Origin of the sequence: Nonomuraea sp. NPDC050022, from assembly GCF_044460705.1 — a bacterium.
In the GTDB taxonomy this organism is placed as follows: domain Bacteria; phylum Actinomycetota; class Actinomycetes; order Streptosporangiales; family Streptosporangiaceae; genus Nonomuraea.
In genome coordinates this window covers 468,175-482,859 of sequence record NZ_JBITKE010000007.1, presented here as the reverse complement: position 1 = coordinate 482,859, position 14,685 = coordinate 468,175, and the positions used below count along the sequence as shown (strand labels likewise).

General features: G+C 70.6%; 13 protein-coding genes and 1 riboswitch. Of the genes, 5 read left to right on the top strand and 8 right to left on the bottom strand.

Features of this window, described 5'->3' with window-relative positions; translation table 11 throughout:
• Nucleotides 1-67: 67 nt before the first annotated feature.
• Nucleotides 68-628 (top strand): TetR family transcriptional regulator, encoded by a 561-nt coding sequence (locus tag ACIBO2_RS31290; protein ID WP_357645222.1) that lies wholly within the window; start codon nucleotides 68-70, stop codon nucleotides 626-628.
• Between the two features lie 203 nt (nucleotides 629-831).
• Complete coding sequence (locus ACIBO2_RS31285) at nucleotides 832-1,029, top strand: DUF5999 family protein (RefSeq protein ID WP_214634349.1); 198 nt, start codon at nucleotides 832-834, stop codon at nucleotides 1,027-1,029.
• A 4-nt stretch (nucleotides 1,030-1,033) separates the two neighbouring features.
• On the opposite strand, the gene ACIBO2_RS31280 is transcribed toward ACIBO2_RS31285, so the two are convergent.
• On the bottom strand, nucleotides 1,034-1,639 hold the full coding sequence (locus tag ACIBO2_RS31280) for an alpha/beta family hydrolase (protein WP_397301440.1): 606 nt from the start codon (nucleotides 1,637-1,639) through the stop codon (nucleotides 1,034-1,036).
• 82 nt (nucleotides 1,640-1,721) lie between these two features.
• On the opposite strand from ACIBO2_RS31280, the gene ACIBO2_RS31275 reads away from it, so the two are divergent.
• The 3 genes from ACIBO2_RS31275 (at nucleotide 1,722) to ACIBO2_RS31265 (ending at nucleotide 4,923) form a co-directional block, all read left to right on the top strand.
• Nucleotides 1,722-2,075: a hypothetical protein gene (locus ACIBO2_RS31275; RefSeq protein ID WP_358549319.1), complete on the top strand. Its 354-nt coding sequence runs from the start codon at nucleotides 1,722-1,724 to the stop codon at nucleotides 2,073-2,075.
• A 573-nt stretch (nucleotides 2,076-2,648) separates the two neighbouring features.
• Nucleotides 2,649-4,046 carry an IS200/IS605 family accessory protein TnpB-related protein gene (locus ACIBO2_RS31270; protein WP_397301437.1) on the top strand — a complete coding sequence of 466 codons (1,398 nt, stop codon included), beginning with the start codon at nucleotides 2,649-2,651 and terminating at the stop codon, nucleotides 4,044-4,046.
• Complete coding sequence (locus tag ACIBO2_RS31265) at nucleotides 4,033-4,923, top strand: helix-turn-helix transcriptional regulator (RefSeq protein WP_397301434.1); 891 nt, start codon at nucleotides 4,033-4,035, stop codon at nucleotides 4,921-4,923. The genes ACIBO2_RS31270 and ACIBO2_RS31265 overlap by 14 nt, the downstream gene beginning before the upstream one ends.
• A gap of 163 nt (nucleotides 4,924-5,086) precedes the next feature.
• On the opposite strand, the gene ACIBO2_RS31260 is transcribed toward ACIBO2_RS31265, so the two are convergent.
• The 7 genes from ACIBO2_RS31260 to ACIBO2_RS31230 form a co-directional block, all read right to left on the bottom strand.
• Nucleotides 5,087-5,887, bottom strand: a complete 801-nt coding sequence (locus tag ACIBO2_RS31260) for a tetratricopeptide repeat protein (protein WP_358543044.1) — start codon at nucleotides 5,885-5,887, stop codon at nucleotides 5,087-5,089.
• Nucleotides 5,888-6,181: 294 nt separating this feature from the next.
• A complete protein-coding gene (gene gcvP, locus ACIBO2_RS31255) occupies nucleotides 6,182-9,019 on the bottom strand; it encodes an aminomethyl-transferring glycine dehydrogenase (protein ID WP_397301431.1) in 2,838 nt (945 codons plus the stop codon).
• A 156-nt stretch (nucleotides 9,020-9,175) separates the two neighbouring features.
• Nucleotides 9,176-9,268, bottom strand: a riboswitch (glycine riboswitch).
• Nucleotides 9,269-9,301: 33 nt separating this feature from the next.
• The gene (locus ACIBO2_RS31250) at nucleotides 9,302-9,922 is read right to left on the bottom strand and encodes a MerR family transcriptional regulator (RefSeq protein ID WP_358543038.1); all 621 of its coding nucleotides are present in this window, start codon (nucleotides 9,920-9,922) and stop codon (nucleotides 9,302-9,304) included.
• A 148-nt stretch (nucleotides 9,923-10,070) separates the two neighbouring features.
• Nucleotides 10,071-10,541 (bottom strand): bifunctional nuclease family protein, encoded by a 471-nt coding sequence (locus ACIBO2_RS31245; RefSeq protein WP_214634355.1) that lies wholly within the window; start codon nucleotides 10,539-10,541, stop codon nucleotides 10,071-10,073.
• A 109-nt stretch (nucleotides 10,542-10,650) separates the two neighbouring features.
• Nucleotides 10,651-11,313 carry a MerR family transcriptional regulator gene (locus ACIBO2_RS31240; protein WP_358543035.1) on the bottom strand — a complete coding sequence of 221 codons (663 nt, stop codon included), beginning with the start codon at nucleotides 11,311-11,313 and terminating at the stop codon, nucleotides 10,651-10,653.
• Between the two features lie 58 nt (nucleotides 11,314-11,371).
• The gene (locus ACIBO2_RS31235; protein ID WP_358543032.1) at nucleotides 11,372-11,884 is read right to left on the bottom strand and encodes an FHA domain-containing protein; all 513 of its coding nucleotides are present in this window, start codon (nucleotides 11,882-11,884) and stop codon (nucleotides 11,372-11,374) included.
• Nucleotides 11,885-12,177: 293 nt separating this feature from the next.
• Nucleotides 12,178-14,682, bottom strand: coding sequence for a mannose-1-phosphate guanyltransferase (locus tag ACIBO2_RS31230; protein ID WP_358543030.1), 2,505 nt, complete (start codon nucleotides 14,680-14,682; stop codon nucleotides 12,178-12,180).
• Nucleotides 14,683-14,685 lie beyond the last annotated feature (3 nt).

The window sequence follows — 14,685 nt, the reverse complement described above, 5'->3', positions numbered from 1 at the left end:
ACGCCCGACCGCGACACGCTCCATAATCGGACCCGCGCCGCGCCCTTTACATAGTAAGATGATCTCCATGCCCGCCAAGAGACCGCCGGTTCCCCTCTCCCGCGAGCGCATCATCGACGCCGCCCTTCACATCGCCGACTCACAAGGGCTCAGGCGCCTGACGATGCGCAGGCTCGGCGACGCCCTGCAGGTGGAGGCCATGGCCATCTACCATCATCTGCCCCGGGGCAAGGAAGCGCTGATGGACGCGCTGGCCGAGCACGTCACCGCCGTCCACGTGGAGCAGGGTCCCACCTGGCAGGACACGGCCAGGGCGTGGTGCCGGGCCGGTCGGGAGCTGCTGCGCGAACATCCCGGCGTCCTGGCGCTCGCGCTGACCAAACCGCCCAAGGGCGGCACCGCGCTGGCCATCAGGGAGCAGACGGAGCAACTCGCCGACGCGGGCCTGAACGACGCGCCTGAGGCCGTACGAGCGCTGCGGGCCTTCGTGTTCGGCAGCGTGGCGGTCGAGGTCCAGCAGTCAGGCTGGGCCGACCCCGAGGTCGATGAGTGGACCAGGCGTGACGAGCGCGCCGACGTCGACTTCGAGCGTGGTCTCGACGCCTTGCTGAAGGGCTTGCAAAGCTAGTGGGCGTGTCGAGCTTGGACCGTTATCCTGTATAAGGCACGCTGTGTCGAAGGTCACACTTTCGCATCCTCCTGTAACAGTCCTAACGGACTATGTCCGAACGTGTGACATACGCCGCACACTTGAAAGAAAGACAACACCCAAGGCGTTCCCGCCCCTTTCCTACCCGCGGGAGCCATTCACGAGATATCGGAGGCACGCCGATGTGCCCGCACGACCCGGCCTGTCCGGCAGCCGAGGCGCCCGACCGCGAGGCCGCACGTACCCTCGCCTGCCACCCCGAGCAGGGGTGGAGCCTTCTCTGCAACGGCGTCGTCCTTTTCGAGGACACCGGGGAGCTCCTGCCTGGCGGCACCGCCATCGCTCCGCACCGCCCGGATCCGCTCGTCGGCGCCGCCTGAGCCGCTACCCGCTCACCGGCACCCCATAGCCGACGATCCACTCGGCGACCACCTCGCCCACCCGGGCGGGGTCCTTTTTCAGGTCGTGCCCCTCGCCCGGCAGCACAACCAGGCGTGCCGCGTCGGCAGCGTCGGGCACGCCGAACGGATCCCGGTCCCCGTTGACCACCAGCACGTCCACGCCCGCCTCGCGCAGCTCGCCGGCCCTCGACTTCTCGGGCCTGCCCGGCGGGTGCAGCGGGAACGCCAGCGCCACCACCGCGACCGCGCCGACCACCTCGGCCGTACGGCAGGCCACCCTGGCCCCGTTGCTCCGGCCGCCCTGCACCAGCGGCAGCCCCGGCCGGCGCGCCCGCAGCTCGCCCAGGACGACCTCCCAGGCCTCGTCCTGCCGTACGGCCGAGCCCGGCGCCCGCGCCCCGGCGAGCCGGAACGGCTGCGTCACCCTGGCCACCACGGCCCCCACGTTCAGCGCCGCGTCGCGCACCGCCAGCAGATCGGGCGCGTCCACTCCCCCGGCCGACCCGTGCGTCAGCACCAGCAGCAGCCGGGGCCGCTCCACCTCGTCGAACTCGACCTGCGCCGGGCCGCGCGGGGTCATGATCCGCATGTCAGAACCGTACCTGGGGATGAGTTCACCATGGCCCTCAGGGTTGATGACGGCGCGCCGCGCAGCCGCGATGATGAGCCTCATGCCAGACATGCGCCCCATCCGCGAGGATCTGCAGGCGACGCTCGACGCCCGCCGCGACCTCGGCCCCGAATACGAAGCCGCCCTGGTCGAGTCGTTCGTGGAGCGGCTCGACGCCACGATCGCCGCCCGGGTGCGCGCCGAGCTCCAGGCCCACGGCGCCGGTCCCGTCCCGGCCAGGTCCAAGAACCCGGGGTCGGCCATGATCCCGATCGCACTGGGGTCGATGGGCATCGGCATCCCGCTGACGGCCATCGCGGCGTCCCGCGGCGGCGGGCTCGGCTTGGCCATCGCCTGGTTCGCCATCGTCCTGATCAACGTCGCGGCAGCGGCCGCCATCATGCGCCGCGGCTGACCCCGCTCCTCCGCCTCCGACCCCGAAGGGTTGCACCTGTTAGCCGTTGAGTGCTCATAGATGTGCGTTAGGGGCTTCTCGTTGCGCTTCGATCTTCGTGTGGACATGTCAATGGGGCCTGCGCGGGGTCAGTCCTTTGTGCGGTCTCGCAGTGGTTACGTAACGGTGTGCTCGCGGTAGCGGCCGGGCGGGTCTGGTCGGCGCGATCGTGGTCGGCGTCGATGCCTGTGACGCCAACCCGCGTGGCGGCGGGGCCCGCCTGTAACGGCGTGGGCGGTGAGTGGCGGATGTGTCGCTCAAATGTTCGCCTCGACAGGCAAAACCTTGGTAGCCTAACAGTCACTGTCAGTGAAAGTGCGGGTTGGTGGCAGGTGATCTGGATGGGTCGGTGGGGTGATGGCGTGGAGACGCCGCTCGCGTGGTGCGTCCGCTGCTGTTGTCGCCAGCCGATGAGTTTGCTGGCTGGCATGGTGCTGGGGGCGGTCGGGGATGGCTGAGGCATTGCGGCCGATCGCTGCGCCGTTCGTGGCTGCCGGGCCGTCCGGGGTGGCTGTCCGTGATCGGCTCAAGGGCTTGACCGCGCAAGATGAGCAGGTGTTGCGCCGGGTGGGCGCGCATCTGGGTGTGCTGGCGTCGCGGGATCTGGCGGTGCGTTGTCGTACGGGGCTGGAGCATTCCGCTCAGGCATGGGCGGACCGTAAGCGGGAGCTGACGTCGGAGTCGTCGTCGCGGTGGGCGGGGGCGATCACGAAGGCTTCCCATGATCAGTGGGCGTTGGCCCGCCGCTGCCAGGCGGCACACATCCGCTCGCTTGAGGCGGGTATCGCAACGATCGCGCACCGGCTGTCTCAGCCCATCGGCGCGAAGGGTTCGAAGAAGGCGCCGGGCGGTTACCGCAGCAGGCGGGAGTGGCACGCCAAGAAGCGTCGCCTGCACGTGCTGTCCGACCGGCTGGAGCGGGAGCGGGCCGACTTCGAGGCCGGACGGGTGCACATCGTACGGGGTGGCAAGCGACTGCTCAACGCCCGCCATCAGCTGGCCGCCGCCCATCTCAGCGAAGCGCAGTGGCGCGAGCGGTGGCAGGCCGAGCGGTGGTTTCTGCAGGTCGATGGCGAGTCGGGCAAGCGCTACGGCAACGAGACCATCCGCCTCACCCCCGACGGCCAAGTTTCGATCAAACTCCCGGCCCCGCTGGCTCACCTGGCCAACGCCGCCCATAGCCGCTACGTGCTGTCGGCGCGGGTGCGTTTCGCGCACCGCGGCCAGGAGTGGGCCGACCGCATCGAGGCCAACCAGGCCGTCGCCTGCCGCATCCACCTGGACATCCACCCAGGTGGGGCCCGCAACCGGCGAGACAGCGGCCGCTGGTATCTGACCGCCTCCTGGCAGCATCAACCGACCCCGACCATCCCGCTCCAGGCGGCGCTCGCCGGCGGGGTGATCGGGATAGACACCAACGCCGACCATCTCGCCGCCTGGCGGCTGGACGTGCACGGCAATCCGATCGGCGACCCGCGCCATTTCGGCTACGACCTGTCCGGCGCCGCCAGTCACCGCGACGCCCAGGTCCGGCACGCCATCACCCGACTGCTGCACTGGGCCCGGGAGTGCGGGGTGCACGCCATCGCGGTGGAAGACCTCGACTTCGCCGCGGAGAAGACCCGCGAAAAGCACGGCCGCAACAAGCGGTTCCGGCGGCTCATCTCCGGCATGCCCACCGGCAAGCTGAAAGCCCGGCTCACTTCCATGGCCGAAGGCGCCGGTATCGCGATCATCGCGGTGGATCCCGCCTACACCTCCCGGTGGGGAGCCCAGCACTGGCAGCGCCCGCTGACCAGCGGGACTCGCAAGGCCAGCCGCCATGACGCCGCCGCCGTGGCCATCGCACGACGCGCCCAGCAGTACCCGATCCGGCGACGGACGGCACCGCCCCCGCACGAGGCCGTACGGTCGAGGTGTGGACAATCGTGACGAGGTCCGCGAGTTCCTCACCTCGCGGCGAGCTAAGATCACCCCGGAGCAGGCCGGCCTGATCGCCGGATCCCGGCGGCGCGTCCCCGGTCTGCGCCGCGGTGAGGTCGCGGCCCTGGCCGACCTGAGCGCCGAGTACTACGCCAAGCTCGAACGAGGCAACCTCGCCGGCGCCTCCGCGGCGGTGCTCGAAGCCCTCGCCCGCGCCCTGCGGCTCGACGACGCCGAGCGCGCCCACCTCCTGCACCTGGCCCAGACCGCCGACGGCTCGGACGTCCTGACCCGCCCCCGGCGCCGCGCCGCCCGGCCGCAGACGCTCCATCGCAGCCTGCAGTGGACGCTGGACGCGATCACCGCCGGACCCGCCTTCGTGCAGAACAGCCGTATGGACGTGCTCGCCGTCAACCAGTTCGCCCGCGCGTTCTTCGCCGACCTGTACGCCTCCCCGGCCAATCAGGAGAACCTGGCCCGGTTCGCGTTCCTCGACCCGGCCTCGCGCCGCTTCTACCCGGACTGGGGTCCCTTCGCGGACATGTGCGTGGCCATGCTGCGCACCGAAGCCGGCCGCAACCCCCACGACAAAGAGCTCCACGACCTCGTCGGCGAACTGTCGACCCGCAGCGATGAGTTCCGCACCCGCTGGGGCGCGCACAACGTCCGCCGGCACGGCACCGGAACCAAACGCTTCGACCACGCCATCGTCGGAAAGCTCACCCTCGCCTTCGAGGGCTTGCAGATGGTCGCCGACCCCAGTCTCACCCTCACCATCTACACCGCCGAACCCGGCTCACCCTCCGAAGAGGGCCTGCGCCTGCTCGCCTCCTGGGCGGCGACTCAGGAAGCCCAGCCCCACACGGAGCCGTTGGCGGCGGACTGACCGGTCCGTGGCGAGGTGGTCGGCGAGGGGGACTTCACCGACCGCGTAGCACCGGCGGATGGAGCGGCAGGCGGGCGCGGGCGTCCTGAAGGCGCTCGCGGGGCGGGTAGGTCGGTCAGGTGTCGCGGGCGTCCTGGAGCCGCTCGCGAGGCGGGGAGGTCGGTCAGGTGTCGCGGTCGTAGCGCAGGCGCACCTCCGCGGCCAGCGTCTCGTCCTCGTGCTCCAGCCCGTACGTCCAGACGCGGCCCGCGTCGTCGACGCGGCCACGCAGCGGCAGGGTCCTGGCCAGCAGCTCGATGGCCAGCCCGCTCGTCGGCGCGTCACCGCCGTCCTCCACCGCCCCCGCGAACTCAGCGCAGGCGAGCTCCAGGTGCGCGATGCCGAGCTGCACCCGCAGCCGGGCCACCTCGTCCTGGGGGGCCACCTCGAGCGCCTCCAGCAGCACCTCGGCCGCCTCCCCCGGCTCGCCTCGCTCCAGCAGCAGCTCGGCCAGTTGCTGCGCGGCGTGCGCGCCCACGTCGTCCGGCCCGGCGGCGGCCAGCGCGGCCCGCAGCTCGTTCTCCGCCTCGTCGTAGTCGCCGGCCAGCACGGCCAGCCGGGCCAGGGCGAGACGCGCCAGCGGGAGGTAGGCGGCGGTGCCGACGCCCAGGACCGCCTGCCACGCCCCCCTGGCCTGCTCGGCGCGGCCCTCGCGCTCGAAGCCCTGCGCGAGGTGACAGGCCGCCTGAGCGGCGAACTCCGGATGCCCGGTGGCCAGCGCGACCCGGGCGGCCGCTCGGGCTCCCTCCGGGTCGCCCCGCTCGTCGAGCACCACGGCCAGGCCCACGGCGGCCTGCGCCCGGTCGGGCTCCTCGGGGTCGGCGGCCAGCTCGCTGAGTATGGCCGCCGCGCCGTCGAGGTCACCGTGCTCGGCCAGGCGGCGAGCGGTGTCGAGAGGCGGGACCTGCAGCTCTGAGAACGTCAAGAGAGCTCCTTAGGCGACGGTCGGACAGAGCCTAACGAGTTCCGGTGATCATGTCTTCTCACTGGCCACGTTCAGCCTGGGTGGCGGGAAAAAATCCCGGAAAACGGACGTAGCCCTCCCCGTCCGAGCACAGCGGACGGAGAGGGCCACGGTTACGCGGTGGAGAGGGCCACGGTCCCGCGAACGCGACGTGCGGGTCAGTCCCGGACACAACAGCCGGATCAGTCGCGAATGCGACAGCCAGCTCAGTTACGGACGTAGCGCCCGGAGCTATCGCGGACGCGACAAGCCAGGTCAGTCCTCGTAGGCCTCCAGCGGCGGGCACGAGCAGACCAGGTTGCGGTCGCCGTAAGCCTGGTCGATGCGCCGCACCGGCACCCAGTACTTGCCCTCCCGCAGCGACGGCAGCGGGTAGACCGCCTCGGTACGGCTGTAGGGATGGGCCCACTCGTCGGCCGCGACGGCCTCGGCGGTGTGCGGGGCGTTGCGCAGCGGGTTGTCGGCCCGGTCGTAGGCGCCCGAGGCGACCCGCGCGATCTCGCCCCTGATGGCCACCATCGCGTCCACGAACCGGTCGAGTTCGGCCAGGTCCTCGCTCTCGGTCGGCTCGATCATCAGCGTGCCGGCGACCGGGAAGGACATGGTCGGGGCGTGGAAGCCGTAGTCGATGAGCCGCTTGGCCACGTCGTCGACCGTGACGCCGGTCTCCTTGGTGATCTGCCGCAGGTCGACGATGCACTCGTGGGCCACCAGGCCGCCGCGCCCGGTGTAGAGCACCGGGTAGTGCGGGGCCAGCCGCCGGGCGAGGTAGTTGGCCGACAGGATCGCCTGCTCGGTGGCCGCGGCCAGGCCGTCGCCGCCCATCATCCTGACGTACGCCCAGGAGATCGGCAGGATGCCCGCCGAGCCGTACGGGGCCGCCGAGACCGCGCCGACCGGTGAGCCGGGGCGCAGCGGGTGGCCCGGCAGGTAGGCGGCCAGGTGGCCGCGGACCGCGACCGGGCCGACGCCGGGGCCGCCGCCGCCGTGCGGGATGCAGAAGGTCTTGTGCAGGTTGAGGTGGGAGACGTCGGCGCCGAACTCACCCGGCTTGGCCAGCCCGACCAGGGCGTTGAGGTTGGCCCCGTCGACGTAGACCTGGCCGCCCGCGTCGTGCACCTTGGCGCAGACCTCGGTGATCGTCTCCTCGAAGACACCGTGCGTCGAGGGGTAGGTGAGCATGATCGCGGCCAGCGCGTCGCGGTGCTTGTCGATCTTGGCGTCGAGGTCGGCCAGGTCCACGTTGCCCTCGGTGTCGCAGGCCACGACCACGACGCGCATACCGGCCATGACGGCGCTGGCCGCGTTCGTGCCGTGCGCGGAGGAGGGGATGAGGCAGATGTCGCGGTGCTCGTCGCCGTGGTCGTGGTGGTAGGCCCGGATCGCGAGCAGCCCGGCGAACTCCCCCTGGGACCCGGCGTTCGGCTGGATGGAGACCGCGTCGTAGCCGGTCACCTCGGCCAGCCACTCCTCCAGGGTCTCGATGAGGTGGCGGTAGCCCGCGGCCTGCCCGACTGGCGCGAAGGGGTGGATCCCGGCGAACTCCGGCCAGGTGATGGGCTCCATCTCGGTGGTGGCGTTGAGCTTCATCGTGCAGGAGCCGAGCGGGATCATGGACCGGTCGAGGGCGATGTCCTTGTCCTGGAGCCTGCGCAGGTAGCGCAGCATCGCGGTCTCGGAGTGGTGACTGTGGAAGACGGGGTGGGTGAGGTAGCCGGACTCCCGCGTCAGCGCGGCGGGCAGCGTGTCCAGCCCATCGTCGGCGAGGAGGCCGGCCACCGGCCCGCTGACGCCGAAGGCGGCGGCGACCTGCTCGAGGTCGGCCGCGGTGGTCTTCTCGTCGCAGGCGACGGAGACGTGGTCGGCGTCGGCCTGCCACACGTTGACGCCGCGCTCGGCGGCCTGCCGGACGACCTCGGCGGCCCGGCCGGGCACCCTGGCCAGCACGGTGTCGAAGAACTCCCGGTGTACGACCTCGACGCCGCCGCGGCGCAGGCACTCGGCCAGCGCGGCGGCGTGCCGGTGCACGCGGCCGGCGATGCGGCGCAGCCCCTCGGGTCCGTGGTAGACGGCGTACATGCCGGCGATGACGGCCAGCAGGACCTGCGCGGTGCAGATGTTGCTGGTGGCCTTCTCCCGCCTGATGTGCTGCTCACGGGTCTGCAGGGCCAGCCGGTAGGCGGGCGCGCCGTCGGCGTCGACGGAGACGCCCACGAGGCGGCCGGGCATCTGCCGCTGCAGTCCTTCGCGTACGGACATGTAGGCGGCGTGCGGCCCGCCGAAGCCGAACGGCACGCCGAAGCGCTGCGAGGAGCCGATCGCGATGTCGGCGCCGAGCTCGCCCGGCGCGGTGACCAGGGTCAGCGCGAGCAGGTCTGCGGCGGCGACGACCAGCGCGCCCGCGGCGTGCGCCCGCTCGGCCACGGCGCGGAAGTCGCGCAGCCGGCCGGAGGCGCCCGGGTATTGGACGAGTACGCCGAAGCACTCGGGCAGCTCGCCGTCGAGCGTGTCCTCGACCAGCGTGATGCCCAGCGGCTCGGCGCGGGTGGCCAGCACCGCCTTGGTCTGGGGCAACGCGTCGGCGTCGACGACGAACACGTCGCTCTTGGACTTGCCCGCGCGCCTGGCCAGTGTCATCGCCTCGGCGGCGGCCGTGCTCTCGTCGAGCAGGGAGGCGCCGGCGACGTCGAGCCCGGTCAGGTCGGAGACGACGGTCTGGAAGTTGAGCAGCGCCTCCAGGCGGCCCTGCGAGATCTCCGGCTGGTAGGGGGTGTAGGCGGTGTACCAGCCCGGGTTCTCCAGCAGGTTGCGGCGGATCACCGCCGGGGTGATCGTGTCGTGGTAGCCCAGGCCGATCATCGAGGTGAGCACCCGGTTGCGGTCCGCGATGGCCCGCAGTTCGGCGATGACCTCGGTCTCACTGGCCGCGGCGGGCAGCGCGAGGCGGTCCTTGATCCTGATGGACTCGGGGACGGCCACCGCCACCAGGTCGGCCACGGACTCGAAACCCACGGCCTCGAGCATGCGCTGCTGCTCGGATTCGGACGGGCCGATGTGCCGGGTCGAGAACGGCGGAGCTGACAGATCGGTCATGGAAGGTGCCTCCCGAGGGCTATGGAGACCGGCGCCTGGGCGCGGGCGAGTGCCGGATCTCCCCCTCTGTCATGGCGACCTGAGAGCTTCACCCCCATGAGGGCTTGCACCGTCGGTGAGGCGCGCCTGGCGGGCGTGCCTGCTTTCCAGAGTTGCCTACCCCGAGCGGTACGGGTGCCTGAGAGATTCCGGGGAGGGTTGCTCCTTCGGCGCCCCGAGACCAGCCCGGGACTCTCCCGCAGGGGGTCGTCAGCCTTGCGCTCTAAGGTTACTACCGGATTGCTACCCTATGCGGCGCGACCGTCGCCGCTGGGCCAGCTCGTCAGCGGGGTGGTCGGCCGGGACGCTGTCCTCGACCGCCGCCCTTTCCCCCGGCAGCTCCGCGAGGGAGCCCTCGACCTCGCGCCAGACCCGGCCGAGCGCGATGCCGAACACGCCCTGACCGCCCTGGAGCAGATCGATCACCTCGTCGGCCGAGGTGCACTCGTAGACGCTGACGCCGTCGCTCATGAGCGTGATCTGCGCGAGGTCGCCGACCCCGCGGTCACGCAGGTGTTGTACGGCCGTACGGATCTGCTGGAGGGAGACTCCGGTGTCGAGGAGCCGCTTGACGACCTTGAGCACCAGGATGTCGCGGAAGCTGTAGAGCCGTTGGGAGCCCGAGCCGTGCGCGGCTCTTATCGTCGGCTGGACCAGCTCCGTGCGCGCCCAGTAGTCGAGCTGCCGGTAGGTGATGCCGGCCGCCGCGCACGCCGTCGGGCCGCGGTATCCGATGTCACTCGGCAGTGTCGTGGGCTGCTCGTCGAAGAGCAGGCCCTGCTCTCCGGCACGCTGCCGCGCACTCTCACGCCGCACCGGATCTTCCTGGCCGGCCGTCTTTCCCTCGCCGCTGCTGACCGCCACGCGGACCTCCGGCTTTCTCTCATCCCATGGCCTGATCTGGGGGTTCGTAAAAGCGCGGCCATGGGTTTCACTTGCACCGTAGGACCGTGACCATGCGCAGTCAACGATCCCGCTCGGCGCGTCGTGAAGCGTAAATGCACTGAAATACCTACCCCGCCCGGCCAAAGTCCTCGGGGGTGATCGTGTCAAGGAACTCCCTGAACTTCTCCACCTCGTCCTCTTGGTCGTCGGGGATGATCACCCCGGCTTCCTGGACGACCTCCTCACTGGCGAAGATTCGTGCTCCGGTGCGCAAGGCGAGCGCGATCGAGTCGGAGGGCCGCGCGCTCACCTCGACGCCGTTGGAGAACACCAGGTCGGCGAAGAAGATACCGTCACGCAGGGCGACGATGTTGACCGCGCGCAGGCCCACGCCAAGAGCGCTCAGCACGTCCCTGAACAGGTCGTGCGTCAGTGGCCGGGCTGGAGGCTCCTCCGCTTGGGCCAGAGCGATGGCCGTGGCTTCGGTCATCCCAATCCAAATCGGCAGGAACCTCTCCCCGTGTGCCTCCTTGAGCAAGACGATCGGCTGATTTGTAGGCATCTCTACGCGGACGCCCACGACCTCCATCTGCAACACGGGCTGCTCCATATTCGACTGGTCGGCGACCCCGGCACAGCTATTGAGCCGGTCCGCTTCTGCATTTCAACGTAACACCCGAGGGGCCTTGTATGTCCCGCTGGTCCGGTCATCGGCCTAGAACGGTTCGCACGCCTGTACGCACCAGAGCGGCGTGCAGGTCGAGCAGCAGCGCCGACAGCTCCCTCGCGGCCTCGTCGGCCTCTCCGATGGCCCCTGGGGCCCGGCGTTTGAGTATGGGCGCGACCGTCTGCTCCACCAGACCGCACTCGCGCTCGGCCGCGGCCTTGACCGCGCGCAGATGCCGGGCGTGCAGGCCGAACCGGGCCAGGGCGCCGACGCTGCGCGCCACGTTGAGCGCCTCCTCGTCGTAGCGCCTGGCCGTCGCCGAGAGCAGCCCGTAGTCCTCGAGCTCGGCCAGGGTGTCCTCGTCGAGCCCGGCCGCCTCCAGCAGCTCGGCGCGGCTCAGCCGCACCTCCCGCGTCTCCGGCCGCTCGCTCACGGCACGCGGGCGGCCGAAGTGCTCGGCCATCTTGTCCTTGATCACCCGCAGCGGCAGGTAGTGGTCGCGCTGCTCGGTGAGGATGTAGCGGAGCTGCTCGACGTGCAGGTGGGTGAACTTGCGGTAGCCCGACGGGCTGCGCTCCGGCTCGATGAGCCCCTCGCCCTCCAAGAAGCGGATCTTGGAGATCGACACATCGGGGAACTCGCCCTGGAGCATGGCGAGCACCTCCCCGATGCTCATGTGCGAGCGTGCCGCCTGCGCGCTCATGCGGCTTCCTCCGTGAGCCGCATGAACGCTGTGACTATCGGTCGCTCGCTGGGCTCGCTCATGCGCCGGCGGCGGTCCGCATCAGGAAGACGAGGCGGAACTTGCCGATCTGCACCTCGTCACCGGAGTGCAGCGGCACCTCCTCGATGCGCTCCCGGTTGACGTAGGTGCCGTTGAGGCTGCCCACGTCGCGCACGGAGAACTGGCCGCCGCGAAGGCGATAGAACTCCACATGCCGCCGGGAGACCGTGATGTCGTCCAGGAAGATGTCACTCTCGGGATGGCGCCCCGTGGTGGTGAGGTCCTTGTCGAGGCGGAAACGGCTCCCGGCGTTGGGCCCCCTGGTCACCGTGAGCAACGCCGTGCCAGGCGGCAGTTGCTCCACCAGCGCGCGCTCGGCGAGGAGCATGTCACCGGTCTCAGCCTCGTACGCCTCGATTCCCGCGACAGAGATCGTCGATGTGGTGTCCCCGGCGACCTCGGTTCTGGTCAGCGGTGACCCACAACGGGAACAGAAACGGGCATCCTCGGGGTTGGCGTGCCCGCACTGCGTGCAGTAGACGCTCGGCATCGATCGGCTCGGCCTCCTACCGCGAAGACGCGGCAACGGGGATCTGGGCGCGCCTCGCTTCGCTCTTCAAGTTTGCGAATGCCGCAACTTACGCTGATCAGCGGCAAAGGTCAAGGCGGGGCGCTGGACGACGGGTTCGGACGGTGACAAAGTTACCGCCGCCCGAGCCCCAAGGTCCATGCCGCCGCGCGTTCTAACATTACGATCTTGTACGTTCCGCCGCCACCGATCCGCCAGTGTCACTCTGCGTGACGATTCCATGCGGATTGCCGTATCGATTTCGGCTCCGAGGCTCAGGAGGCCGCCTCCTCGACCACGCGGGCCCAGTGCTCCAGGAGCGACTGCGCGGTGTCCACGTCGGCGGCCTCGGCCCACAGATCGGTGACCGGTTCGGTGGCGGCGGGCAGGATCAGCACCCAGCTCCCGTCCTCGGCGGCCACCCGCACCCCGTCGGTGGTGTCGACGCGGCAGCCGTCCGGCTCGGCCTCGGCGGCCTCGATGACCGAGCGCATGACGGCGCCCTTGGCCGCCCACGGGGTCGGCACCGTACGCTTGAGCAGCTTGGCCTCGGGGATGCGCGCGTCGATCTGGCTGAGCGAGAGCCGGGTGCGGGCGACCAGGCCGAGCAGCCGCATGAACGCCGCCACCCCGTCGATCGCCGGACCGAACTCGGGCACCACGAAGCCGCCCCTGCCGTCGCCCGCGAAGATCATGTCTTCGTCCACCGCGGCCGAGGTGAGGGCGTCGACCGCCGTGGAGGTCCAGCGCACCTGCACGCCGTGGAAGCGGCAGACCTGCTCGGCGACCCTGGTGGTGGTGACGGGCAGCGCCACGCGGCCGGTCCTGCGCTCGGCGGCGATCAGGTCGAGCACGACGAGCAGGGCCCGCTCCTCGCCGATCAGCTGGCCCATCTCGTCCACCAGCGCGATGCGCTCCCCCACGGGGTCGAACCGCACCCCGAAGGCCGCCCTGGAGGAGCTCACGAGCTCCGACAGGCGCTGCAGGTCCCTGCGGCGCTCGGCGAACGTCTCCGTGGGCGAGATGTCGTCCAGGCGGGCGTTCACGGTGAGCACGTCGACGCCGAGGCGGCCCAGCAGCGTGGGCAGGACCAGCGCGGAGGTCCCTCCGGCGCAGTCGACGACGACCTTCATGTCCCTGATGCCGGTCATGTCTACGCAGCGCAGCAGTTCGTACGCGTAGTCCTCGACCGCCCTGGCGGGAAAGCGCAGCTCGGCGATCTCGCCGGGGAAGGCGCGCCGGAACTCCTGGCGGGAGAAGACGCGCTCCAGCTTGCGCTGGGCGGCCGGGGGCAGGTCGGCGCCGCGGTCGTCCATGATGACGATGTCGATGCTCTGCGGGTCGCCGGCGGTGGTGCGCAGCGCGATGCCGCCCGCGGCCGACTCCCTGGCCGTGTGGAAGCGGGCCACCGGCAGCGGCGCGGCCTCCAGGTCGAGGACGTTGATGGCGCTGGCGTTGAGCGCGCCGATCACGGCCCGCTTCAGCGCCCTGGCGGCCAGCGAGGAGTCGCGCGAGGTGACGACGTGCTCGCCCTTCTTCAGGGTGGTGGCGTACGCGCTGGCCAGCCGTACGCACAGCTCGGGGGTGATCTCCACGTTGACCAGGCCGCTGACGCCGCGGGGGCCGAACAGGCTGCGCTGGCCGCGCGACTCCCAGATGACGCTGGTGTTGACGACGGCGCCGGCCTCGATGGTCTTGAACGGGTAGACCTTGACGCCGCTGGAGACGTACGCCTCGGGCTCGATGACGCACTCGTCACCGATGACGGCGTTCTCCTCGATGCGGGCCCCGGCCATCACGTCGGTGCTCTTGCCGATCACGCAGCCGCGCAGGTGGCTGCCGGGGCCCAGGTAGACGTTGTCGTGGACGACCGCCCGGTGCAGGAAGGCGCCTTCGCGCACGACCGTGTTGTTGCCGAGCACGGTGTACTCGCGCAGCTCGGCGCCGGCCTCGACCTTGGCGTACGCGCCGACGAGCAGCGGGCCCTTGAGCACCGCGTCGGGGTCGACCGAGGCCGACTCGGCCACCCAGACGCCCGGCGAGACCTCGAAGCCGCCGATGTCCACGGCGACCCGGCCGGACAGGGCGTCGGCCTGGGCCTTGAGGTAGCTCTCGTGGGTGCCGACGTCCTCCCAGTAGCCCTCGGCGACGTAGCCGAAGATGGGGGCGCCGCGCTCCAGCAGGGTGGGGAAGACGTCAGCCGACCAGTCGACGGGCTCTCCCGAGGCGACCGCGTCGAGGACCTCGGGCTCCATGATGTAGATGCCGGTGTTGACGGTGTCGGAGAAGACCTGCCCCCAGGTGGGCTTCTCCAGGAAGCGCTGGACCCGGTTGCCCTCGTCGACGATCACGATGCCGAACTCGAGGGGGTTGGGCACCCGTTTCAACCCGATAGTGACAAGCGCCGAATTTTCACGATGAAAACGGACCATATCCGACAAATCGATATCGGTCAGGGCGTCGCCGGAGATCACCAGGAATCGGTCGTCACGCAGGCGGGCCGCGGCGTTCTTCACGCTGCCCGCCGTGCCCAGCGGAACGTCCTCGGTGGCGTATTGCAGGCTCATGCCGAGTTCGTCGCCGTCGCCGAAGTAGTTGCGCACGAGCGCGGCCAGGAACTGGAGGGTGACCACGGTCTCGGTGATGCTGTGCCGTTTGAGCAGGCGCAGCACGTGCTCCATGATCGGGCGGTTGACCACGGGCAGCAGGGGTTTGGGCTGGTTGGCCGTCATCGGACGCAGCCGAGTGCCCTCTCCACCCGCCATGACGACCGCCTTCACCCG

What these genes read in the sequence shown, in the direction of transcription:
- ACIBO2_RS31290 (WP_357645222.1), top strand. Translation starts at nt 68, where the DNA reads ATGCCCGCCAAGAGACCGCCGGTTCCCCTCTCCCGCGAGCGCATCATC.
- ACIBO2_RS31285 (WP_214634349.1), top strand. Translation starts at nt 832, where the DNA reads ATGTGCCCGCACGACCCGGCCTGTCCGGCAGCCGAGGCGCCCGACCGC.
- ACIBO2_RS31280 (WP_397301440.1), bottom strand. Translation starts at nt 1,639, where the DNA reads ATGCGGATCATGACCCCGCGCGGCCCGGCGCAGGTCGAGTTCGACGAG.
- ACIBO2_RS31275 (WP_358549319.1), top strand. Translation starts at nt 1,722, where the DNA reads ATGCCAGACATGCGCCCCATCCGCGAGGATCTGCAGGCGACGCTCGAC.
- gcvP (WP_397301431.1), bottom strand. Translation starts at nt 9,019, where the DNA reads ATGACCGATCTGTCAGCTCCGCCGTTCTCGACCCGGCACATCGGCCCG.
- ACIBO2_RS31240 (WP_358543035.1), bottom strand. Translation starts at nt 11,313, where the DNA reads ATGAGCGCGCAGGCGGCACGCTCGCACATGAGCATCGGGGAGGTGCTC.
- ACIBO2_RS31235 (WP_358543032.1), bottom strand. Translation starts at nt 11,884, where the DNA reads ATGCCGAGCGTCTACTGCACGCAGTGCGGGCACGCCAACCCCGAGGAT.